25 protein-coding genes and 1 other annotated feature are annotated in these 20,610 nt (G+C 57.5%); of the genes, 4 read left to right on the plus strand and 21 right to left on the minus strand.

What is annotated here, in order from left to right:
* Window positions 1-52 precede the first annotated feature (52 nt).
* From dapB to DXB44_RS02440, 4 genes are all read left to right on the plus strand, one after another.
* Window positions 53-811 carry a 4-hydroxy-tetrahydrodipicolinate reductase gene (gene dapB, locus DXB44_RS02425; protein WP_055184392.1) on the plus strand — a complete coding sequence of 253 codons (759 nt, stop codon included), beginning with the start codon at window positions 53-55 and terminating at the stop codon, window positions 809-811.
* 42 nt (window positions 812-853) lie between these two features.
* On the plus strand, window positions 854-2,152 hold the full coding sequence (locus tag DXB44_RS02430; protein WP_118657610.1) for a CapA family protein: 1,299 nt from the start codon (window positions 854-856) through the stop codon (window positions 2,150-2,152).
* Window positions 2,153-2,295: 143 nt separating this feature from the next.
* On the plus strand, window positions 2,296-2,763 hold the full coding sequence (locus DXB44_RS02435) for an ACT domain-containing protein (protein WP_097780237.1): 468 nt from the start codon (window positions 2,296-2,298) through the stop codon (window positions 2,761-2,763).
* A gap of 101 nt (window positions 2,764-2,864) precedes the next feature.
* Window positions 2,865-3,434: a PTS glucose transporter subunit IIA gene (locus tag DXB44_RS02440; RefSeq protein ID WP_097780236.1), complete on the plus strand. Its 570-nt coding sequence runs from the start codon at window positions 2,865-2,867 to the stop codon at window positions 3,432-3,434.
* Between the two features lie 55 nt (window positions 3,435-3,489).
* Here DXB44_RS02440 and tyrS read toward each other — a convergent pair whose 3' ends face one another.
* The 21 genes from tyrS to DXB44_RS02545 form a co-directional block, all read right to left on the minus strand.
* The gene (gene tyrS, locus DXB44_RS02445) at window positions 3,490-4,710 is read right to left on the minus strand and encodes a tyrosine--tRNA ligase (RefSeq protein ID WP_118657611.1); all 1,221 of its coding nucleotides are present in this window, start codon (window positions 4,708-4,710) and stop codon (window positions 3,490-3,492) included.
* 64 nt (window positions 4,711-4,774) lie between these two features.
* Window positions 4,775-5,029: a binding site (T-box leader), on the minus strand.
* Window positions 5,030-5,100: 71 nt separating this feature from the next.
* Window positions 5,101-6,771 carry a DNA repair protein RecN gene (gene recN / locus DXB44_RS02450; RefSeq protein ID WP_118657612.1) on the minus strand — a complete coding sequence of 557 codons (1,671 nt, stop codon included), beginning with the start codon at window positions 6,769-6,771 and terminating at the stop codon, window positions 5,101-5,103.
* 18 nt (window positions 6,772-6,789) lie between these two features.
* Window positions 6,790-7,278 (minus strand): arginine repressor ArgR, encoded by a 489-nt coding sequence (locus DXB44_RS02455; RefSeq protein ID WP_005925916.1) that lies wholly within the window; start codon window positions 7,276-7,278, stop codon window positions 6,790-6,792.
* A gap of 20 nt (window positions 7,279-7,298) precedes the next feature.
* A complete protein-coding gene (locus DXB44_RS02460; protein ID WP_118657613.1) occupies window positions 7,299-8,147 on the minus strand; it encodes an NAD(+)/NADH kinase in 849 nt (282 codons plus the stop codon).
* Between the two features lie 30 nt (window positions 8,148-8,177).
* A complete protein-coding gene (locus DXB44_RS02465; protein ID WP_118657614.1) occupies window positions 8,178-8,981 on the minus strand; it encodes a TlyA family RNA methyltransferase in 804 nt (267 codons plus the stop codon).
* Window positions 8,978-10,861, minus strand: coding sequence for a 1-deoxy-D-xylulose-5-phosphate synthase (dxs, locus tag DXB44_RS02470; RefSeq protein ID WP_118657615.1), 1,884 nt, complete (start codon window positions 10,859-10,861; stop codon window positions 8,978-8,980). The genes DXB44_RS02465 and dxs overlap by 4 nt, the downstream gene beginning before the upstream one ends.
* 48 nt (window positions 10,862-10,909) lie before the next feature.
* The gene (locus DXB44_RS02475; RefSeq protein WP_097780233.1) at window positions 10,910-11,377 is read right to left on the minus strand and encodes a divergent PAP2 family protein; all 468 of its coding nucleotides are present in this window, start codon (window positions 11,375-11,377) and stop codon (window positions 10,910-10,912) included.
* A gap of 18 nt (window positions 11,378-11,395) precedes the next feature.
* The gene (locus DXB44_RS02480; RefSeq protein WP_118657616.1) at window positions 11,396-12,277 is read right to left on the minus strand and encodes a polyprenyl synthetase family protein; all 882 of its coding nucleotides are present in this window, start codon (window positions 12,275-12,277) and stop codon (window positions 11,396-11,398) included.
* Window positions 12,277-12,507 (minus strand): exodeoxyribonuclease VII small subunit, encoded by a 231-nt coding sequence (gene xseB, locus DXB44_RS02485; RefSeq protein ID WP_242852882.1) that lies wholly within the window; start codon window positions 12,505-12,507, stop codon window positions 12,277-12,279. Before xseB ends, DXB44_RS02480 begins: the two co-directional genes overlap by 1 nt.
* Complete coding sequence (gene xseA, locus DXB44_RS02490) at window positions 12,485-13,708, minus strand: exodeoxyribonuclease VII large subunit (RefSeq protein WP_118657617.1); 1,224 nt, start codon at window positions 13,706-13,708, stop codon at window positions 12,485-12,487. Before xseA ends, xseB begins: the two co-directional genes overlap by 23 nt.
* Window positions 13,696-14,538: a glycoprotease gene (locus tag DXB44_RS02495; RefSeq protein ID WP_243111010.1), complete on the minus strand. Its 843-nt coding sequence runs from the start codon at window positions 14,536-14,538 to the stop codon at window positions 13,696-13,698. The genes xseA and DXB44_RS02495 overlap by 13 nt, the downstream gene beginning before the upstream one ends.
* A 95-nt stretch (window positions 14,539-14,633) precedes the next feature.
* Entirely contained in the window at window positions 14,634-15,080 is a 447-nt protein-coding gene (gene nusB, locus DXB44_RS02500; protein WP_055184420.1) for a transcription antitermination factor NusB, read from the minus strand.
* 84 nt (window positions 15,081-15,164) lie between these two features.
* Entirely contained in the window at window positions 15,165-15,539 is a 375-nt protein-coding gene (locus tag DXB44_RS02505) for an Asp23/Gls24 family envelope stress response protein (protein WP_118657619.1), read from the minus strand.
* Between the two features lie 275 nt (window positions 15,540-15,814).
* Window positions 15,815-16,438: a SpoIIIAH-like family protein gene (locus DXB44_RS02510; protein ID WP_118657620.1), complete on the minus strand. Its 624-nt coding sequence runs from the start codon at window positions 16,436-16,438 to the stop codon at window positions 15,815-15,817.
* 60 nt (window positions 16,439-16,498) lie between these two features.
* On the minus strand, window positions 16,499-17,011 hold the full coding sequence (locus DXB44_RS02515) for a stage III sporulation protein AG (protein WP_118657621.1): 513 nt from the start codon (window positions 17,009-17,011) through the stop codon (window positions 16,499-16,501).
* A complete protein-coding gene (locus DXB44_RS02520) occupies window positions 17,008-17,490 on the minus strand; it encodes a hypothetical protein (RefSeq protein WP_118657622.1) in 483 nt (160 codons plus the stop codon). Before DXB44_RS02520 ends, DXB44_RS02515 begins: the two co-directional genes overlap by 4 nt.
* On the minus strand, window positions 17,491-18,549 hold the full coding sequence (locus tag DXB44_RS02525) for a stage III sporulation protein AE (RefSeq protein WP_118657623.1): 1,059 nt from the start codon (window positions 18,547-18,549) through the stop codon (window positions 17,491-17,493).
* Window positions 18,546-18,929 carry a SpoIIIAC/SpoIIIAD family protein gene (locus DXB44_RS02530; protein WP_118657624.1) on the minus strand — a complete coding sequence of 128 codons (384 nt, stop codon included), beginning with the start codon at window positions 18,927-18,929 and terminating at the stop codon, window positions 18,546-18,548. The genes DXB44_RS02525 and DXB44_RS02530 overlap by 4 nt, the downstream gene beginning before the upstream one ends.
* A complete protein-coding gene (gene spoIIIAC, locus DXB44_RS02535) occupies window positions 18,926-19,120 on the minus strand; it encodes a stage III sporulation protein AC (protein WP_055184433.1) in 195 nt (64 codons plus the stop codon). Before spoIIIAC ends, DXB44_RS02530 begins: the two co-directional genes overlap by 4 nt.
* Window positions 19,121-19,147: 27 nt before the next feature.
* Window positions 19,148-19,612, minus strand: coding sequence for a hypothetical protein (locus DXB44_RS02540; RefSeq protein ID WP_118657625.1), 465 nt, complete (start codon window positions 19,610-19,612; stop codon window positions 19,148-19,150).
* The gene (locus DXB44_RS02545) at window positions 19,609-20,499 is read right to left on the minus strand and encodes an ATPase, T2SS/T4P/T4SS family (protein ID WP_243111011.1); all 891 of its coding nucleotides are present in this window, start codon (window positions 20,497-20,499) and stop codon (window positions 19,609-19,611) included. Before DXB44_RS02545 ends, DXB44_RS02540 begins: the two co-directional genes overlap by 4 nt.
* Window positions 20,500-20,610: the final 111 nt, after the last annotated feature.

Genomic DNA, 20,610 nt, shown 5'->3' on the forward strand with positions numbered 1-20,610 from the left:
GAATTTTCAGCTTCCGGGCATTCTGCCATATTATAGAAACGAGGAAACAACAATGACAGAGATCGTGATTCAGGGCATTGGCGGCCGCATGGGCCATGTGCTGTGCGATATGATCGCACAGCGGGAGGACTGCCGTGTGGTGGCCGGTATCGATATGCAGGACGGCGAACAGAACGGCATCCCGGTCTACGACAGTCTGGAAAAGCTGAACGGCAAGGGCGATGTGATCATCGACTTCAGTTCCCCTGCCGCAGTGGAAAAGGCACTGCCCTACTGCCAAAGCCACAAACTACCCATCGTGGTGTGCACCACCGGCCTTTCAGAGGAGTTGCAGCTGAAGGTAGTACAGCTGTCCCGCAGCGTTCCGGTGTTCAAGAGCGCCAATATGTCCATGGGCATCAACGTGCTGGCCGAGCTGTGCAAGCGCGCCTCTGCTGTGCTGGGCGTCAACTACGATATCGAGATCGTAGAGCAGCATCACCACAACAAGCTGGATGCTCCCAGCGGAACGGCGCTGATGCTGGCAGACGCCATCAACGAGCAGAATGACGGCGCATACCATTATGTGTACGACCGCTCTTCCGTGCGCCAGAAGCGCGACCCGAAGGAGATTGGCATCAGCTCTGTGCGCGGCGGCAGCATCGTGGGCGACCACGAGGTTCTGTTCTGTGGCCCGGACGAGGTGATCACCCTGCGGCACACCGCCTACTCCCGCAGCATCTTTGCCAACGGCGCAGTGAATGCTGCGGTCTATCTGGCAAAGAAGGAGCCGGGTCTGTACGATATGGGCGACCTGATCGCCGCCCTCTGAAAAATAAGCTGCCCCGGCATACGCCGGGAGAAGAGGTAAACGATGAAGCAGGAACCTTTAAAGCGGCGGCGTCCGGCTGCCCGTAAGCGCGGCCGAAAGCAAACGTTCCGGGCGGTGGTGCTGTCGGTTCTGACTGTGAGCGTGATCGCACTATGTCTGGGGATCTGGACAAAGCTGCCGGGAAAAGATGTACCGGTGGGTGGTATCGAGCCGCCGGAGGATGCGCTATCCCCTGTTTCATCCGTTGTGACCCCGGAGCCGGAGCCTGAACCGCAGCCTGTGGTGGAAACGATCAGGTTTTCTGCAACAGGAGACAACCTGATCCATGCTCCTATCTATAAACAGGCCGCCCGCCGGGCAGGCGAAGATGGAACGTACAGCTTTGATTACTGTTATGAACATATTGCGCCTTTCTATGCCGAGCAGGATGTGAACTGGATCAATCAGGAGACCCTTTGCAGTGACACCCTTGCGCCCTCCACCTACCCATGCTTTTCTACCCCCGGCGACTGTGCGCGGGCACTGTACCGCGCCGGGGTGCGAGTGTTCAGCCTGTCCAATAACCACACCTACGACAAGGGCGCATCCGGCATTGCGGCTACACTGCAATTCTGGGAGTCCATGCCGGAGGATGTGGTCACCACCGGTCTGTGGCGCGGCGAAGAGGATTACGACCGCATCCCGCTGCAAACCGTCAACGGTGTGACCATCGCCTATCTCTCCTATACCGAGCACACCAACGGCATCCGCCAGAACAAGAATATGACGGCCAATGTCATCTACACCAGCCAGACCGATGTGATCGAGCGGCAGGTGCGCTTGGCGCGTCAGCAGGCAGACTTTGTGGTGGTGGGGGTACACTGGGGCGTTGAGGACAGCCACGCCATCGTGGACAGCCAACGCACACTGGCGCAGAATCTGGCAGACTGGGGTGCAGACGTCATTGTTGGCACCCACCCTCACGTATTGCAGGACGCCCAGTGGCTTATCGCAGCAGATGGACGGCGAAGCTTTGTTGCCTTCTCGCTGGGCAATTTCCTCAGTACCCAGAGCCACCCGGATCAGCTGGTTGGTGCCATCCTGACCCTGCAGCTGCAAAAGACCACCCAGCCAAACGGCTCGGTGCAGTGTGAGGTGCTTGCACCGCAGCTGCACCCCACCGTGACCCATTACGATGCCGGAAAATCCAATGTGCGCACCTACCTTTTGCGCGATTACACGCAGGAGTTGGCGGCAGCGCATGGCGTGCGGGCAAATTATTCTGATTTCAGCCTTGACAGGATACAAAAAATCGCGCAAAATAATATCAGCGCATCCTTTTTATCGCAAGACAAAAATTAGCGCAACGTGAAAACAGCGTATTTGCGATATGCAATTCAACGCTGTTGCTGTTGCATTAAAAAGTTGAATTGCGATAGCACTTACATAAAAATGTGAAATGATTGAGCGTTGTCCGGCAACCCGGGCAGAACGGAGGACTTTTTATGTACGGAGTATCGAAGATCAATATCGAGGCTGACCTGATGATGATCAGCGTGCAGGACGTAGCGTTTCGGGGCAACAGTCTGTCCCGGTATCTGGATATCTTTGCAGAGACCGGCGTGGTGGTGGATATGATCAGCCAGAGCGCTCCCCACGGCACCACCATTGATTTCAGCTTTACCGCATCCAGCAGCGATCTTCCGCTGGTGATGAAAGCAATCTCGGCGGCAAATCTGGACAAGGACGCCAAGGCTTCTCCCCTGATCAGCGTGGGCTATTCCAAGCTGAATCTGTTCGGCGAGGACATGGTCACCAGCTGCGGTGTGGCTGCGCGGGCACTGAATGCGCTGGCTATGGCCGGTATCGAGGTGCTGCTGATCACCACCAGTGATCTGGATATCTCTCTGCTCGTCCACGCTGAAAACGAGGACGCCGCTTATGAGGCGCTGAAAAAGGCATACAAACTGTAACAGTAATCAACCGGGGCCGAAGGGGCAGTTTCCCTTTCGGCCCTGTTTTTGAGGAATGCGCAGAAACAGGCAAAATTCCATGCTGAAAGAAGGAAACCGGAATGAAAGACCCCGCAACTCTTGTGCATAGCGTCCGGCAGCGGCTGCTGGCACATTTTGAGAAAAGCGCGCCGTTTGCCCCGGAATCCCCTGCAACGGAAGCTGCGCCTGCAGACAGCGGGCAGTTGCTTTATGCACCGGTCACGGGACGCATCCGCGCACTGACCCGGATCAAGGACCCGGTGTTCTCCAGCGAGGTGTTGGGCAAGGGCTGCGCCATCGAGCCAAGCTGCGGCGAGGTGGTAGCACCCGCAGACGGCATCGTGAAAAAGATCGCCAAGACCCACCACGCTGTCAGCCTGCTGTGCGACAACGGGTTGGAGGTACTGATTCATGTTGGCATGGACACCGTGGAGCTGAAGGGCAAAGGCTATGAGCTATTTGTACAGGCTGGTGACCATGTGCAGAAGGGACAGCTGCTTTTCCGGTTTGATCTGCAAGCCATCGCAGCAGCAGGCTACACGCTGACCACTCCGGTGATCGTGACCAACAGCAACCGGTTTGCACGGATAGAGCCTTTGCTCTCCGGTCGGGTAACTGCAGGGCAGCAGCTTTTACGCGCCAAAATGTAAAAATGGGCCAGAAACGTCCACAGACGTTTCTGGCCCATAAATTTTATAATGCTTTTTACAGCGTGACCTTGTGGTAGATCTTTTTGCCCTTCTTGATAACGATACCCTTGGCCAGCTGCTCTGCGGTAAAGCTGACGGTAGGAGCGGCGACCTTTTCACCGTCTGCCAGCACACCGCCCTGCACCACCAGACGGCGAGCCTCGCCGTTGGAAGCAGCCAGACCGGCCTTGACCATCATGGTCAGGATGCCAATAGCACCGTCAGTCAGGTCAGCCTCGGTCAGCTGGGTGCTGGGCATGTGTTCGGTGTCCATTGCGTTGCCGCTGAACAGTGCACGGGCAGCGTTCTGAGCCTTTTCGGCCTCTTCCTTGCCATGCACCATGCTGGTCATCTCGTAGGCAAGGATCTCCTTGGCCTCGTTCAGACGCTGATCCTGCCAAGTGCTCATCTCTTCGATCTGCTCCAGCGGTAGGAAAGTGAGCATACGGATGCACTTCATCACATCGGCATCGCCCACGTTGCGCCAGTACTGGTAGAACTCGAAGGGACTGGTCTTGTTGGGGTCCAGCCAGACAGCGTTGCCAGCAGTTTTGCCCATCTTCTTGCCCTGAGAGTCGGTCAGCAGAGTCACGGTCATAGCGTAGGCATCTTTGCCCAGCTTGCGGCGGATCAGCTCGGTGCCGCCCAGCATATTGCTCCACTGGTCGTCGCCGCCGAACTGCATATTGCAGCCGTAGTGCTGGAACATGTAGTAGAAGTCGTAGCTCTGCATGATCATGTAGTTGAACTCTAAGAAGGACAGACCCTTCTCCATGCGCTGCTTGTAGCACTCGGCGCGCAGCATGTTGTTCACGGAGAAGCAGGCGCCTACCTCGCGCAGCAGCTCAACGTAGTTCAGATCCAGCAGCCAGTCGGCGTTGTTCAGCATCAGCGCCTTGCCCTCGGAGAAATCGATAAACTTCTCCATCTGCTTCTTAAAGCAGGCAGCATTGTGGGCAATATCGTCCTTGGTCAGCATCTTGCGCATATCGGTGCGGCCGGAAGGATCACCGATCATAGTAGTGCCGCCACCGATCAGGGCGATGGGCTTGTTGCCTGCCAGCTGCAGGCGCTTCATCAGGGTCAGTGCCAGAAAATGGCCGGCGGTCAGGCTGTCGGCAGTGCAGTCAAAGCCGATGTAAAAGGTGGCCTTGCCGTTGTTGATCAGATCAATGATCTCTTCATCGGTGATCTGAGCTACCAGACCGCGGGCTTTCAGTTCTTCGTACAGCGTCATGGGAAAAACCTCCTGTTTTTGGGGCAGAGGAAACAAAAAACGCCCTCTGCCAAAATTGAATTTGGCAGAGGGCGAGATAACTTCGCGGTACCACCTCTGTTTGCCGCTTCCTCACGAAAGCGGCCTCACGAGTGCACACCCCAGAGTAGAGTGACACTCCTGCGTCTTTAACGCTCGCACGCGGCACAGCCTACTAGCCTTACGCATTCAGCCTGCAGCTCCGGGAGGTATTTCCCCTGCTGTTCTGTAATCCCTTGCACCAACCGGGACTTCTCTGGACAGAACGCTTCAGGGTACTTGTTCCCTTCATCGCCATTAACAATGTCTACTCTATCACAAGACCGTCGCCTTGTCAAGAGTTGCCTTTTTGCAAAAGCGCATTCTGCTAAATCAGCCGCCGTGCTTGTGCTCCTGCAGCATCTCTCGTGCATTGGCACGGGAAAGTTCGGTAACGTGGTCACCGGAAATCAGGCGTGCCAACGCCTCTACGCGGCCATTTTCGTCCAGCGGGTGGATCTCGGTATAGGTACGCTCGTTGGACACGTTTTTCTGGATAAGCAGATGACAATCGGCCAGTGCTGCGATCTGCGCCGTATGGGTGATACACAGGATCTGATGTCCCTGTGCGCTCTGGCGCAGTACCTCGCCAATGCGTCCGGCTGCCTTGCCGGACACACCGCTGTCGATCTCATCATAGATCACAGTAGGCACAGCGTCCTTATCGGCCATTGCATTCTTGATGGCAAGAGTGATACGGCTCAGCTCGCCGCCGGATGCGATTTTTGCCAGCGGCTTGGGCGCTTCACCGGGGTTTGTTGAGATGTAGAACTCGATGCTGTCCTGCCCATGGCTGGCCAGCGGGCCGCGGGTGTGCCGCAAAGTCATACGCACACCCGGCATATTCAAAAAGTCCAGCGTGCCGGAAATGCGGGTGTTCAGTTCCTCAAAGGCTTTCAGCCGGGTCTGGGTCAGCGCCTCTGCCTTTTCCCGCGCTTTTGCGTAAAGACGCAGCTTTTCGGCCTGCAATGCATCGTGGCGCTGCTGGGAATTCTGGATGTTATCCAGTTCCTCCCGGGCCTTCTGCCCAAAAGAAATCACGTCCTCCACCGTGCTGCCGTACTTGCGCTTCAGCCGATACAAGAGATCCAGCCGTTGCTCTACCTCGTCCAGTTCTGCATCGTTGGTGTCGTAGGCATCCAGCCGCCCGATCAGATCTGCGGCCACATCCTTGGCGTTATAGTATAAGTCCAGCAGCTGCCCGGCGGCGGCTGTAAGCGCGGGGTCCAGCTGCGCGGCAGCGTCCACCGCGTTGGAGGCTTCCCCCAGCAGATCCACTGCGCCTGCGGCATCATCACTGCCGGAAAGCAGCGCATAGCTTTGTGCCAGCCGGTCCCGGATTGCAGAGGCATTGGACAGCACCTTGCGGCGGTTTTCCAGCGTCTGCTCCTCACCGGCAGTCAGTCCGGCATCCTCGATCTCCTGCACCTGATATTGCAACAGGTCGATCTTGCGCTGTTTTTCAGCCTCATCCGTAATCAGGGCATCCAGTTCCCGCTTGACCCGCACCAGCTCACGGTACAGGGTATAGTACTCCTGAAAAACAGTGCGGTTCTGCGCATAATCATCCAGAATGTCCAGATGATGCGCCGGATTGAGCAGACCCACAGAATCGTGCTGACCGTTGATGTTGATCAGACCACCGCACAGCTCCCGCAGAACGGCTGCCGTGGCCGGCATCCCGTTGATGCGGCAGCTGCTTTTACCCTCGGCGGTGATCTCGCGGCTGAGCAGCAGTGCCTCCGAGCGCTCGTAGCCGGACTGTTCAAGCTTATCCAGCACAGCCGGCGGCACCTGCTCAAAGGCGGCGCGGATCACCGCCTTTGCAGCCCCGGTGCGCACCAAGTCCTTAGAGGTGCGGTTGCCAAGGATCGCATTGATGGAATCGATCAGGATGGATTTGCCCGCACCGGTCTCGCCGGTCAGCACATTCAGCCCCGGTTCAAAGTGCACCTCCGCCTTCTGGATCACGGCAACATTTTCAATTTGCAGGCTGCTCAGCATGGCTTCGTTCTCCTACTGTCATCTCTGTCCCACATAGCGGGTCAGCTCCGAACAAATGGTCTTTGCATCGCGCTCCGAGCGCGCAACAATTAAGAAGGTGTCGTCGCCGGAAAGAGTGCCGACAACGTTTTTCCACTGCAAGGCGTCAAAAACCTCGCAGGCAGCATTTGCCATGCCGGAATAGCATTTTACCAGCACAACGTGCCCGGCGTAATCCACCCCCAAAACGGACTCATGAAAGATGGTCTCAAAGCGCCCTTGGGTCTTGGGGTTGAAGCTTTCGTTCCGGCTGGAAACATAGCGGTAACCCTCGGTGGTGGCTGCCTTTACAAGGCACAGCTCTCGGATATCGCGGGAAACGGTGGCCTGCGTTACCTCAAAGCCTTCGTTCCGCAGGTGTTCCAGCAGCACCTCCTGTCGGCTGATGGGATGCTCCTGCACAAGACGCAGAATCGTCTGTAAGCGTTCCGCTTTTGTTTTTGTATCTTCTTTGCGGCTGCGTGCCATCTTAAAAATCGCCTCCCGTGTTATTGTCTTTTGCGCAGTTTCTGGTCAATGGCCTGAAACTGGTCTGCCCGCCCAAAGGTGATAAGCTTGACGTTTTGATCAGACAGACGGATCTCTGCGGTGGCACCCGCCTTGAGGGGGTAGCCCGTACCGCCGTCACAGCTGATAAACACTTCATCATCTGCCACCTGTCCCACGCAGACGTTCAGCTTGCGCTCCTGCGCAAACACCATGGCCGGGCTGGCCAGACTGTGAGGGCAGATGGGAGTCACCACGACGCCCTTGGTCTGCGAGTCCAGAATCGGGCCTCCGGCTGCCAGCGAGTAGGCCGTAGAGCCGGTGGGCGTCGCCACAATAACGCCATCACCCCGGTAGTGCTCTACCAGAATATCATCGCAGTAAATGCTGAAGTCGATGGCTTGCTGCAAGCGCCCTTTGGTCACCACCACATCGTTGAGGGCGTGACCCTCCCAGCCGTCCTGACCAAGCACCCGGGCATATAAAAGCATCCGGTTATCCAGCTGGAACTCACCCCGCGCCACGGCGGACAGCTTTGTTTCCATTTCGCCGATCTCGCAAGTAGCCAAAAAGCCGCAGCGTCCCAGATTGATGCCGAGGATGGGCTTTGCGTACCGGAGCGAAAGATTCGCTTCGTGCAGGATGGTACCGTCCCCACCGATGGTCAGGATCACGTCAGCACGCTCCAGACACTGCTCCAGCGGCAGATAAACGACCCCTGCCGTGTTGTTTTCTTGCAAAGCATCGTTCATCAGCACGGCTGCGCCGTGGGTCAGTAGGATCTGCGCCGCACGCAGCGCAATCTCGCTGGCGGAGGTCTTGCCCGGGTTGGGCGAAATGTAGATCGTCATGCCGGCTTCTCCTTTGCTGACGGCTGGGTCTTAACGATCCAGCGTGGTGTGGCTTGCTGCCACCACCTGTGCGGCGGCTTCATCGTCCAACACTGCGGGCTGGTCACTCTTCTGCACAAACATCAGGTACTCGATATTGCCCTCCGGCCCCTTGACCGGGCTGTAATCCAGCCCGCGCACCACGAAGCCGTTTTCCGCAGCATAAGACATGGCATTGTGCAGCACCTCACGGTGCACGGCGGGGTCGCGCACCACACCGTTTTTGCCTACCTTCTCGCGGCCTGCCTCGAACTGCGGTTTCACCAGACAGACGCCCATGGCGTCCGGGGTTGTGATGCGCTGTGCCACCGGGAAAATGTGGTGCAGAGAAATAAAGGAAACATCCACACTGAAAAACTCAATAGGCTCTGCCAGATCTTCCGGCGTGACATAGCGGATGTTCGTGCGTTCCATGTTCACCACGCGCTCATCCGTCCGCAGGCTCCATGCCAGCTGACCATAGCCAACGTCTACGGCATACACTTTCACTGCACCATTTTGCAGCATGCAGTCGGTAAAGCCGCCGGTGGACGCACCGATGTCCATGCAGACCTTGCCGTTAGGGGTAAGCGGGAAACACTTCATGGCCTTTTCCAGCTTCAGACCGCCGCGGCTGACGTAACCGATATCGTGGCCGCGAACCTCGACCACTGCGTCCTCTTTGATCATCTCACCGGCCTTGTCCACCTTTTGCTGATTGACAAAAACCACGCCGGCCATAATCAGAGCTTTGGCACGCTCCCGGCTCTGCACAAGGCCGTTCTGCACAAGATATTGATCCAACCGAATTTTCACAGCTCGTTTTCTCCTTTCATAAGGGCAGCCCGGACTGCCTGCACAAGATCCGCAGCATCCAGACCAGTGCACTGTTTGATCTGCGGAACAGTCGCGTGCGGCAGACAGGCTATGCGGACGGCGCAGTGCAAAAAGCGTCCGTCCCAGCCTTTTTGCTGCAAAGCATATGCCAGATGTTCGCCAATGCCACCGGCTGCAACACATTCCTCTGCAAACAGTACAATTTTATATTTCAACACAGCATCGATAAGTTTATCTGTAAAGGGATACAACTTTACAAGCTTCAGAACGTCCGTATTCTGCGATGCATCGTTCAATTGGTCGGCAGCTTCCAGCAGATCCTCCAACTCATCCGCATAGCTGACCAGAAGGATCTTTGCTCCGGGCGTCTGTTTCAGGAAATCGTAGTCCTGCTTTGTGCAGGGATACTGCGCCAGCTTTGCACTCTCGCCGCCGCGGGGATAACGGATAGCCCGCGGGCCGGAGACTGTATCCTGCAGTAAATAGTGCAGCCAGTATTGCAGCTCCTCGTAGTTGGAGGGCGCATAGACCGGGATGCCCATCTGGCTGAGGAAGGCTGCATCGTAGATGCCCTGATGGGTCTCGCCGTCTGCGGGAACAAAGCCCGCGCGGTCAATGGCAAAGACCACGTTTTCCTTTAAGAGGTTGACATCATGGATGATCTGGTCGTAGGAGCGCTGTAGGAAGGTAGAGTAGATGCACACCACCGGTAGCATTCCCTGACTGGCAAGACCTGCTGCAAAGGTGACAGCGTGTTGCTCTGCCATGCCCACATCAAAAAAGCGCTGCGGGTGACGATGGGCAAAGAATTGCAATCCGGTACCGTACTTCATGGCAGCGGTGATCGCGCAGAGCTTCGGGTTTTGGATTCCCTCCTGCACCAGCATCTTGCCGAAAACGGTGGAGAAGGACTCCTTCGGCGCAACCTCCGGGTCCGGCATTCCATCCGGGTCAAAGGCGGATACACCGTGATAGTTGCCCGGGTTCATCTCTGCCGGCTGATAGCCCTTACCTTTTTTAGTCACAACATGCAAAAAGTGCGGGCCCGGCCGCTGATAGATCGAGCGCAGAGTGCGCTCCAGTTCCTCCACATTATGACCGTCCACCGGGCCGATGTACTCAAAGCCCATATCCTCGAACATGGTGGAGTGGTACATAGCGCGGCGCACCAGCGTTTTTGCGCCCATCAGCGACTTTTTCATCGGCGTACCGATCAATGGCACGCCGTCCAGAAAGCTGCGCACATTATCCTTGGCATCATAATAGGCCGTAGTCGTGCGCAGATGGGTCAGATACCGCGCCAGCGCACCAACATTTTTAGAGATGGACATCTTGTTATCGTTCAGGATCACGAGCAGGTTGTCCAGCCCGCCGATATTGTTCATCCCCTCATACACCATGCCGCCGGTAAAAGCGCCATCGCCAATCACCGCCACCACAAGCCCGGATTCTCGCTTGATTTTTTTTGCCCAAGCCATGCCAATGGCCAGCGAAAGCGCCGTATTGCCATGTCCGGCAATAAAGGCATCGTGCACACTTTCATGGGGGTTCGGGAAACCGGAAATACCATCCAGCTGCCGCAAATGGTCAAACTGCTTCCGGCGTCCGGTGAGCAGCTTGTGGGTGTAGCACTGATGCCCCACGTCGAATACGATCTTATCCTTAGGCGTTTCCAATACACGGTGCAGCGCCACTGTAAGCTCTACGGTGCCAAGATTAGAGGCCAGATGCCCGCCCGTTTTGGAGATGTTTTCCAGCATAAAATGCCGTATCTCCGCGCAAAGCTTTTCCACCTGCTGTGTGTTCAGCTTTTTAAGATCGCTGGGCTGATCGATCTTGTCCAGCAACAACGATTCCATATTCACACGTCCTTTATGCGTTTGTACTTTGGGCGTTTCTGCCGTTTTTTACATGACCGGGAACAAAAAGCCTACCAGAGAGCCGAGCAGCACACCTGCCACGACCTGCAGCGGCGTGTGACCGACCATTTCCTTCAGGTGCATATTCTGCAAAAAGGGAGCGTTTTTCTCACTTACATCGATCCACTGGGCGATCATCTGGTTCAGCACCTTTGCCTGCTCGCCGGTCTCGTGCCGGACGCCCATAGCATCGTGCATGGTGATGATCGCTACAACGCAGGCAACCGCGAAAATGGGCGAAGAGATCCCGGCACTGCGCCCGGTAACAATGGCCATGGCGCAGACGGTCGCGCTGTGTGCGCTGGGCATACCGCCATCGCCCCACATCCGCTCTAGCTGGAACTTGCCCAGCAGAACAAAGTTGATGATGGTCTTTAACACCTGCGCAATGAACCAGCTGAGGAGCGATGCCGTCAAGATCTGATTGGCTGATAAGATGTTTTGAATAAACTGCATATCCGTATTCCCTTTTCTTTAGTTTTTGCGCACCAGAAGTTGCTGTGCCAACTGCCGCAAAAAAGCCGCTTTTACGCCAAAATGCTGTTGCAGATCATCGCAAATCTGCTCGTTCAGTTTTTGCGCCAGCGCCATTGCACCGTCTGCCCCGTACAGGGTGACGAAAGTTGTCTTGCCGTTTTCACTGTCGCTGCCAATGGGCTTGCCCAGCTGCTCCGGGGTGCTGGTAACATCCAGCACATCGTCCACGATCTGGAACACCAGCCCCAACCCGTATGCGTAGGAGGCCAGGATCTCGCACTGCTGCGGCGTTGCACCGGCTGCGGCAGCGCCCATCTGGACGGCGGCGTTGATCAGTGCACCGGTCTTGTTGCGGTGGATGAGGCGCAGCTGCTCCTCGGTGGCCGCCTGTGCCTCATATTTCAGATCCAACTCCTGTCCGTAGACCATGCCGCGGCTGCCTGCACCTGCACCCAGCGCACGGGCGGCTGCCACGCAGACTTGCGGCGCAGCGGGTGCGTTGGCGATCACCTCAAAGGCCTCGGTCAACAGCACATCACCGGCCAGCATCGCCGTGGACTCGCTGAAAGCCTTGTGGCAGGAGGGTCGGCCCCGGCGCAGATCATCATTGTCCATGCAGGGCAGATCATCGTGAATCAGCGAGTAGCAATGCAGCATCTCCACAGCTGCCGCAAACTGTGCAGCAGTCTGCATCTCGCCGCCCAGCATATCACAGACGCTGAGTGTCAGAATTGCGCGGATGCGCTTTCCGCCGCCCAGCAGGCTGTAACGGGCGGCTCTGCATACCTCCGATTCCTCGGGCAGAAAACGGGCGCTGGCAGCATCCAGCGCAGCCGTGGCTTGCAGCAGATATTCCTGGTATTGCGCCTTGTATTCCATTATTCTTCCTCCTGCTCCTGCGGGGCTTCTACGGTCTCAGCGATCTTTGCACTGATCTCCTCGATCTGCAACGAGGTTTTTTCCAACGTTGCATGGCAGTACTGCATCAGGGAGGCCGCTTCCGCATACAGCTTGACGGAATCTGCCAGCGAGGTGTCCTCCTGCTGCATCTGTGCAAGGATCGCGTTCAGTCGATCCATTCCTTCTTCAAAGCTTTTGGGTGCTCTCATTGATCTCCTCCACCGTTTCCACACGGCATCGTGCCTGATATTGTCGGCTGCGCACGCAGATGGTCTGCTCCGGTTGCAGCTGCTCCACGGTACAGACCTTTCCTTTTGTATCGGTTACAAGGGCATAGCCACGGGCCAGCACGCGGTATGGATCCAGCGATGCCGCCAGTGCAGCCGCGTGTTGAAGTTGCATATTTTTGTCATTCATACGCGTTTTTTGTTGCATCTGAATGACCTGCCGCATCTGTTGCAGACGGCCTGAATACTGCTGTAAGATTTTGCTCGGCGCGCTTTGCTCCAACAAAAAGTTGTATTGCTCCAGACCATTATAGCACAACGCAAGTCGTTTTTGTATATTTTTGTGAATATTTTCTTCAATATTTTCAAAAATGCGCTGCTGCTCCTCCCGATCCGGCACCGCAAGCTCTGCGGCGGCGGACGGCGTGGGCGCACGCTGGTCGGCTACAAAGTCCAGAAGGGTGTAGTCGATCTCGTGACCAATGGCGCTGATCAGCGGCGTTTTGCAGCGAAATGCTGCCCGGGCGATCTCCTCGGCGTTGAACACCCACAGATCCTCCCTGCTGCCGCCGCCCCGGGCCACGATGATCTCGTCCACCCGCCCGCTCTGGTCCAGCGTGCGGATGGCGGCGGCGATCTGCCGGGCGGCTTCAAAGCCCTGCACAGTGACCGGGCATAGCAACAACCGGACAGACGGCCAGCGGCGGCTGATCACGTTGCGGATATCCTGCAATGCCGCCCCGGTTTTGCTGGTGACGACACCAATACATTTGGGGTACACAGGCAGCGGCTTTTTATGTGCAGGGTCGAACAGGCCTTCCTTTTCCAGCCGGGCTTTCAGCTGCTCCAGTGCAAGCTGTGCTGCGCCCAGACCATCCGGGAACATCTCGTTCACATAGACCTGAAACGCGCCGTCCCGCTCGTAGAGGGTAGCGCGGCAGCGTACCACGACCCGCATCCCCTCCTCCGGGCGAAATGCCAGACGGCGGGCATCGGTGCGGAACATCACTGCTTTCACGCTGCAAGCTTCGTCCCGCAGAGAAAAGTAGCAGTGTCCGCTGCGGGCGTTCTGCACAAAGTTTGCGATTTCGCCCCGCAGGGCAAGATCAAACAGGCCATCGTTCACATCCAGCAGCGTTTTGACATAATGGTTCAGCTCGGATACCGAGATCACATCAGCCATAGACCGGCCTCCCGTGCAGCGAGAATGGACACGCCGATGGCGTTATCACTGGAATACTGCCCCGGCACAAAATAGACTTGCGGCAACCGCTGCTGCACCCATGTGCGGATGATATCGCTGCTCATCACGCCGCCGGCGCAGACCACCGGCAGACCGGGATATTCCTTCTGCGCGGCCTTTGTCATGCGGACAACGGTATCTGCCACACAAAGCAGACAGTACTTGCAGACGTATTCCGGCGCTTTGCCGGCAGCCAGTAAGGCGTTGCACTGGTTTTCCAGCCCGGAAAGGCTGCATTGCAGTCCCTTTACGCTGGACTTGGGGCGGATCTCCTCGGTGCACTGCGCTGCAAGGCGGGAGACCTCGACCCCAGCGGGAAAGCCAAAGCCCAGCCGTACGCCTACGCGGTCCACCGCCTGACCGGCGTACAGATCGGTACTGGTGCCAAGGGTGGTGATGGTGCGCACCTGATCACACAACAAAAGATCCGTTGTCCCGCCGGAAATATGGAACAACAGTACCTTCTGGGAGAACAGCGCCTCGCCTTTCGCTGCATACAACGCCGCCGCAGCGTGCCCCTGCTGATGGGTGGTGTGGATCAGCGGAATGCCCCGCGCCACTGCAAAGGCAGTTGCCGCACTGACACCGGCCAGAAAGCAGGGCATATAACTGCCCTCTACCGTACGCGGCTTTTGCGAAACACCCACGGCATCTATTTTTGTCAGGTCGAATTCCTGCGCCAGCTCCTGCAGCATCTCCGGCAGAGCTGCCGTATGATGGAACAGCGCATCGCTCTGCCGCAGGCCAAGCTGTCCGGCTTTTACCGGCAAAAAGCGCTTTTTTGCACAAACAACCTCCCCGGCTGTATCAAAAACTGCCAGAGAGGTTGCATAGTTGCTTGTATCGACCCCGAGCGTATAACGGCTCACTGTTCAGCCGACTCCGCGACGGCTTCATCACTCAGGCCATGGTCGCGTGCCACAGCACCCAGCAGGCCATTCACAAACTGATAGTCCTCGCCCGCGCCGTACTTCTTGGTCAGCTCCACAGCCTCATTGATTGCAACACCGGGCTTGTTTTCGCCGCCGAACAGCATCTCAGCCACGGCCAGACGCAGCACGGTCAGGCTGACGCGGGGCAGACGCTCCATGGTCCAGTTGCGCAGATGGGCACGGATCTCGTCATCCACCTCTGCGGAATGATCGTAGTAGGCGTTCAGCAGCAGACGGCTGAAGGCGTCCACGGGATGCTCCTCATCGTTCTCGGCGTGATTGGACAGTGCCTCGGCCAGAGGAATGTCACCGAAGGTCTGCGAAAATGCCAGCAAAAAGGCGTTTTCGCGGGCTTCTCTACGGGGCAGAATATTTTCCATAATGTTCCTTTCGCAATACAAACCCTCCCCGCCGGGCGTGCCGGGAGGAGGATCGTTTTCTGATATGATTTTTTGCTAAATTTGTTACTGCGCCTCGGCAAGGCCTGCAATGACCAGATCCACGCGACTGACCGTCACATTGGTCATGTTCTGTACAGCAGACTTGACGTTTTCCTGTACCTTTTCGGCCACGGAGGGGATCCGTGCGCCGAACTGCATCATCAGGTGCAGGGTGATGCTGGCCGTGCCGTCCCGCATCTCTACCGCCACAGGCGGCTGGATGCTGGCAGATTCCAGCAGGTTTTTCAGCTTTTTGTTCTGCACGCCGCAGGACACCTCGGCAACGCCGTCCACTTCCAATGCGGCACAGCGGGCGATCTTACCCACGACCTCGGTCGAAATCTGAAGGCTGCCGCCCTGAAGATCCATGTTCTGTAAATCCATTGTGCTGTCCTCCATCCAAAGGCGGTTGCGGCAGTGGTTTCAATACTCTGAAACTGGCCTGCCGTAGCTGCCTTTTTTGTTCAAACGCGCCCCTGCGCTATGCATAAAGGCACACGGCATTCGTTTTTGATAGAGTTATTATACCATCAATGCGGGGGCAATTTCAATACTTGTTTGGAAAAGAAAGATGGAAATCAGCACAGAATGGCACCCCGGCAGCGGGCGCGGCTTTCTGCCTGCAAGAAAAGCTGCACCTGCGCCGCCGGGGTGTCAGCATAAATAAAGAGCGCTTACTTTACCTCCACCACCGTGATGTTTTGGGCGCTCACACTGCTTTTGTTCATCACAACATCCCGGATCTGCGCCACCTGTGCCGCTGTGAGCGGCTCGCCTGCCGTCATCACGGTCAGATCCGCCCGCCCTGCCTGCAAAAAGCACAGGCAGTCCGCAAAGCCCTTGGCACGCACCAGCGTCTCGATCTCGTTTTCTGCGTTCAGATCTTCCAGCCCTGCCGCCATTTGTGCGGTGTACTCCTTTTTCTCCTCGGCTGTCAGGGAGGAGGACTTCAGGCTCTTTTGCAGGGTGTCCATGGCTTCGTCATGTGCCTTTTCCCGCTTGAGACGAGCCTGTTCAAAAAAGCGGGTACCGCTGTCGTTTGCAACGCTGACAAGCTGTGCTTCGCCATAGTTTTTACTGGCACCGGAGACGGCTTCCGCCTCTGTGGGCAGCGCATCCGTGATGGTAGTCTCTGCTTTTGCATCCACCGGTTCTGCCGAGACCATGAGGGTGTCATCCTCTGTCTGCGGGGTGATGTCTGCCCGGGCATACTGCCAATTTAAGTAGACGGCAACGACCAGTGCCGCCGCTAGCGTCAGAGCGGTGACCCTGCGGGTGTTTCTGGAAAGTGCTCTCATAAAACGGTTCCTCCTTTGGTATTTCGGTAAGCAATTGTGGTACTTGACAAAAGCAGCGGGTCAGCGCTTGCGCTGCTCCACACAGATGCGGTTTGTGGGCAGATCCAGCAGCGAATGCAGCAGCTCCGTGATACGGGCTGCAACGTGGACATCTCCCCCGCCCTCACACAACACGGCGACCCCGCAGACCTGTGGCAGATAGGTTGTCTCGGCCAGCGCAGAGCCATCCTGTAAAAGAACGTGCGTCTCCTGCTGTTGCATATCCCCCGTCTGGGTGTCTACTGCGTAGACAGTCTCCTCCCCGGTGGACAGAGTGACCATGACCGTGGTGTGCCCCGCCCCTTGCAGCTGGCTGATCAGTTCTTCCAGCTGCTGCTCCAGCCGGGCCTGGTACTGGCTGACGGCAGCTGTTTGGGCGGCGGATACCGCCGCTTTCTGCGTGTTCCCGCTGGGTAAAAGCTCCGACAGCAAAAGCAGCAGCATTGCCAGCACACCGACTACCACCACCAGCGAAGTGCGGTTTTTGCCGCTTTGCAGAGCGCGGAAAACGGAAAGAAATTCGTTCTTTTTCATGGTGCGCTCTCCTCCGCCGCCGTAGGAGCGGTGCCCAGCGTCTGCTGCAAAAAGCTGAGCACCGCCTGTTTTTGTGCAGCGGTACAGCCCGCCGGGAAGGCAGCAACAGCCTTTTTTACCACGACCTGCTGCCCGGCTTTTTCCAGCGTGACCGTCACACGAATATCCAACCCGAATTGCTGTCGGCACTGTGCAGTGCAATACTCTTCCAGTTGAGCCTTGGTCTCAGTCAGGATCTCCGTTTCCAGTGCATCCGGCTGTGCAGTGGATGTGGCCGCCGGGGCTGTATTCCCCGAAAAAGCGGTCATAACCTTGCCCGGCAGGTGCGGCAGCTGCGCAAGAAGGACTGCTAAAATATATAGCCCGGCTACGGCTTTTATGCACCGGCCAGCCCAGCTTTGCCCGCCAAAAAGGCTGACCAGTTCCGCCCCGATGCACGCCATGCAGAACACTGCCGCAGCCCGCTGAAACGCCTGCATCTAACCACCCCCTGTCAGCATCAGCAGCACGATGCCCACCACAAACAACATGAAAAACAAAGCTGTAACTGCCGCCATGCAGCGCACGGCTTCGGCAAAGCATTGCAGCAGCTTATGGCAATGCTCCAGCCCGCCGATCCCGGCAAGCCAGCCGCAGCAGGACAGTAAAAACAGATGCACCAGAAGCCCGAGATATAATGGCACAAATTCTGCCCCGATGCTGAGCAATGCGGCAATGCCAAGGGTGCTTTTGAGTAGCTGCATCCCGGCCAGCACTGCGTCTGCCGCGCTGCTCAGCGCCTGTCCCACAATGGGCACGCTGCCGGTCAGCAGCTGTCCCAGACGAGAGGCAGAACGATCCAACTGCACCGTGACTACGCGCTGCAGGCTCATCAGGGCGGCGAACGCTTTACCCGCCCAGCCGATAGCCTGCCGCAGCAACCGCCCGGTCAGGGTACAGCCCTCGGACAGGCTTTTGCGGGAGCTGATGCCACAGGCCATGCTGATGACAAGGTAGCTGCGCAGCAGTGGTTGCAGCCAGAGGGTGACCGCCTGTGCAATAAAGCACAGCACCGTGAGCAGAAAGCCATTTGCGGCAGCTCCGGCGTTCCATTCGCCTCCAGCTGCCAACACGCCGCTGTATACCGGCAAAAAGCCCAGCAGATAGCTTTTCCACCCAGCCATCCGGGTGCATAGCGCGGCAGCAAGCTTGTCCAGTTCCTGCCACAATAAAACGCCGCAGCCACCGGCAGCCGCCAGTTCCAGCAGTGCTTTGTCGGCGGTGTCCTGTAAGAGAAATGCAAGCCCGGCCGCCAGCGATAAAAACAGCAGAACACCGGCATATTGATGCAGCACTTCCCGCAGCAATTGCACCGGCTCGGCAGCAAACAAACGCAGCAAGGTGCCCAGCGGGTCTGCCGCAAACTGCTCGGCCTGTACAGGTGCTTTGTCGAGATAGGTCTGCCACGGCGTTGTCTCTGCCGCCGCAGCTTTCAGAGCGGTTTTGCTGCACAGGATGCTCAGTATTACCATGCAAATGATAAGGCCGCGTTTTTTCATCCCACCAGCCCCCAAATCGTCTGGAATATCTGTTCCAGCAGCGGCCACACCGCCACCAGCACGAGACACCGTCCCGCCAGCCCGGCGCACCATGCAAGCGTATCCGCTCCGGCTTCCTCGCAGAGGGTGCGGACGTAATCTGCCAGCAGCAAAATCCCTGCACTGCGCAAAAGACAGGAAAAAGCCTGTGCATTGGTACGCTGCCCTAGCTGCACTAATGCTTGCAGTACCCCGCGCAGCGGCTGTGCCAGACGGAGCAGCAACCACACCGCAGCGCCCAGCGAAAGCAGCAGTGCAAACGCCGGGGAGTACCGCTGCAATAGAATACCAGCAAAGGCCATTAGCAGCAGCGCCGTCAGCACCGGAACCGCCGCGCTCATAGCGCAAACAAAGACCGGATCGTGGCAAACAGGGCACTGATCTGCTTGACCAGAATGGAGAGCACCACAACAAGCCCCGCCAGCGTGGTCATCATGGCCTGATCCTCCCGCCCGGAGCGGATGAGCAGCTGATTGAGCACCGCGACTATGATGCCGATGGCCGCAATTTTGAACACAAGCTCGATATCCATCCGTTTCTCCTTTGTTCCGTACAGCCTTTACAAAAAGAGCAGTGCCAGCATTATGCCGCCTGCCAGTCCCAGACGGTGCGGCAGACCGGCCTGCCGCTGTGCTGTGCGGCGCGCCTGCTGTAAATAGTCCTCGAACCGCGCCGTATAGTAGCTAATCCGTTCGCATTCCTGTGCAGCCTCTGCGCGGCCGATGCCGCAAAAGCACTCTGTAAAACAGGCGCGCTCTGCCGCAGAAAGTTGTTCCGGCGCAGGCAGCTGCTGCAATGTACCGCCGGGAGTTTGCGTCAACAGGCCCTCGCGGCAAAGCTGCCGGTAGAGACTTTGCAGGTCTGCCCGGCGGTACTGGATCTCCTGCCGGATGCGCCGTAATAGCTCGATAGTGCGCTGTAAAGCGGCAAGATGCAGAGTTATTCTGACTTGTACTGCATCCCCTGCCAGCCAACCGCACAACGGGAGCAAAAACAAGCCGAACCCGCGCAGAAGGCCGCTCATACGGCGCACACTTCCCGGATGCAGCCCGGCGTCTCCCGCCCGGCAAGGACGACCAGCTGCCGCAGCATCCCGCGTTGCAGTAATGCCTGTACCTGCGGACGGCATCGTGCCTGTGCAGCGTCCGGAGCATGGATGCTGGCAATAAAGTCCACCCCGCTGAAAAAGCCCTGTTCCAGTGCCATCGTTTCCTCCAGACTGCCCAGCTCGTCCAGCAGGATCACCTGTGGTGCCAGCGTACGCAGCGCCATCTGGACGGCGCGGGCTTTATCCACCCCGCCAATGCGCTCCAGCGGCGGCAGCGGCCCTTCCGGCGGGAAAAGCTCGCCCCGCTCGTCCACTACTGCTACCAAACGCTGCCGCTCGGCTAGCGTCCGGGCAATGGTGCGCAACAGGGTGGTCTTGCCGCTGCCGGGTTCTCCCACCACCAGCAGCCCGGTAAAATGCTGCTCCAGCAGCTTGTCCAGTGCAGGCAGCAGACGGATGGTGCAGCTGCGTGCGATACGCAGGTTGAGCGAAGTGACCTTTTGCAGGGTGATGCCATGCCCTTCCCGCTGCACGAACTGCCCTGCCACGCCCACACGGTTTCCGGCAGCGGTGGTTAGGTAGCCCTCGGAAAGTTCCCTTTCATGGGTGTGCACTGAGCCGTTGCAAAGGGTGTGGAAGATCTCCTCTATTTGCAGCGCGTCCAGCCGCATTGCAACCAATGCCGGAGGACAACCCGGCAGTGCAGAAGCAGAGCATTGCCGCCCCTGCACGGTAAATGTGACCGCGCAGTCTGTGCGCAGCCGCAGCTCCTGTATGTGCACTACTGTTTGTGTGGGCAGCTGTGCCAGCGGCGCTGCCAGCCAAGCGGGAAGGGCTCTGACGGCCCGGTAATACTCGTCCACTTTGGTTTCTCCTTCCACGAAAGCTTTGTGCTAGCATTGTATGCGCTTTGTGCGTTCTTAGAACCGCGAATCAGAAAACAAAAAAGCCCCTGCAACAGCATTGCAGAAGCT

The organism is Faecalibacterium sp. OM04-11BH, from assembly GCF_003482185.1.
Classification (GTDB): Bacteria; Bacillota; Clostridia; order Oscillospirales; family Ruminococcaceae; genus Faecalibacterium; species Faecalibacterium tardum.

What these genes read in the sequence shown, in the direction of transcription:
- dapB (WP_055184392.1), top strand. Translation starts at nt 53, where the DNA reads ATGACAGAGATCGTGATTCAGGGCATTGGCGGCCGCATGGGCCATGTG.
- DXB44_RS02430 (WP_118657610.1), top strand. Translation starts at nt 854, where the DNA reads ATGAAGCAGGAACCTTTAAAGCGGCGGCGTCCGGCTGCCCGTAAGCGC.
- DXB44_RS02435 (WP_097780237.1), top strand. Translation starts at nt 2,296, where the DNA reads ATGTACGGAGTATCGAAGATCAATATCGAGGCTGACCTGATGATGATC.
- DXB44_RS02440 (WP_097780236.1), top strand. Translation starts at nt 2,865, where the DNA reads ATGAAAGACCCCGCAACTCTTGTGCATAGCGTCCGGCAGCGGCTGCTG.
- tyrS (WP_118657611.1), bottom strand. Translation starts at nt 4,710, where the DNA reads ATGACGCTGTACGAAGAACTGAAAGCCCGCGGTCTGGTAGCTCAGATC.
- recN (WP_118657612.1), bottom strand. Translation starts at nt 6,771, where the DNA reads ATGCTGAGCAGCCTGCAAATTGAAAATGTTGCCGTGATCCAGAAGGCG.
- DXB44_RS02455 (WP_005925916.1), bottom strand. Translation starts at nt 7,278, where the DNA reads ATGGCACGCAGCCGCAAAGAAGATACAAAAACAAAAGCGGAACGCTTA.
- DXB44_RS02460 (WP_118657613.1), bottom strand. Translation starts at nt 8,147, where the DNA reads ATGACGATCTACATTTCGCCCAACCCGGGCAAGACCTCCGCCAGCGAG.
- dxs (WP_118657615.1), bottom strand. Translation starts at nt 10,861, where the DNA reads ATGGAATCGTTGTTGCTGGACAAGATCGATCAGCCCAGCGATCTTAAA.
- DXB44_RS02475 (WP_097780233.1), bottom strand. Translation starts at nt 11,377, where the DNA reads ATGCAGTTTATTCAAAACATCTTATCAGCCAATCAGATCTTGACGGCA.
- DXB44_RS02480 (WP_118657616.1), bottom strand. Translation starts at nt 12,277, where the DNA reads ATGGAATACAAGGCGCAATACCAGGAATATCTGCTGCAAGCCACGGCT.
- xseB (WP_242852882.1), bottom strand. Translation starts at nt 12,507, where the DNA reads ATGAGAGCACCCAAAAGCTTTGAAGAAGGAATGGATCGACTGAACGCG.
- xseA (WP_118657617.1), bottom strand. Translation starts at nt 13,708, where the DNA reads ATGGCTGATGTGATCTCGGTATCCGAGCTGAACCATTATGTCAAAACG.
- nusB (WP_055184420.1), bottom strand. Translation starts at nt 15,080, where the DNA reads ATGGAAAATATTCTGCCCCGTAGAGAAGCCCGCGAAAACGCCTTTTTG.
- DXB44_RS02505 (WP_118657619.1), bottom strand. Translation starts at nt 15,539, where the DNA reads ATGGAGGACAGCACAATGGATTTACAGAACATGGATCTTCAGGGCGGC.
- DXB44_RS02510 (WP_118657620.1), bottom strand. Translation starts at nt 16,438, where the DNA reads ATGAGAGCACTTTCCAGAAACACCCGCAGGGTCACCGCTCTGACGCTA.
- DXB44_RS02515 (WP_118657621.1), bottom strand. Translation starts at nt 17,011, where the DNA reads ATGAAAAAGAACGAATTTCTTTCCGTTTTCCGCGCTCTGCAAAGCGGC.
- DXB44_RS02520 (WP_118657622.1), bottom strand. Translation starts at nt 17,490, where the DNA reads ATGCAGGCGTTTCAGCGGGCTGCGGCAGTGTTCTGCATGGCGTGCATC.
- DXB44_RS02525 (WP_118657623.1), bottom strand. Translation starts at nt 18,549, where the DNA reads ATGAAAAAACGCGGCCTTATCATTTGCATGGTAATACTGAGCATCCTG.
- DXB44_RS02530 (WP_118657624.1), bottom strand. Translation starts at nt 18,929, where the DNA reads ATGAGCGCGGCGGTTCCGGTGCTGACGGCGCTGCTGCTAATGGCCTTT.
- spoIIIAC (WP_055184433.1), bottom strand. Translation starts at nt 19,120, where the DNA reads ATGGATATCGAGCTTGTGTTCAAAATTGCGGCCATCGGCATCATAGTC.
- DXB44_RS02540 (WP_118657625.1), bottom strand. Translation starts at nt 19,612, where the DNA reads ATGAGCGGCCTTCTGCGCGGGTTCGGCTTGTTTTTGCTCCCGTTGTGC.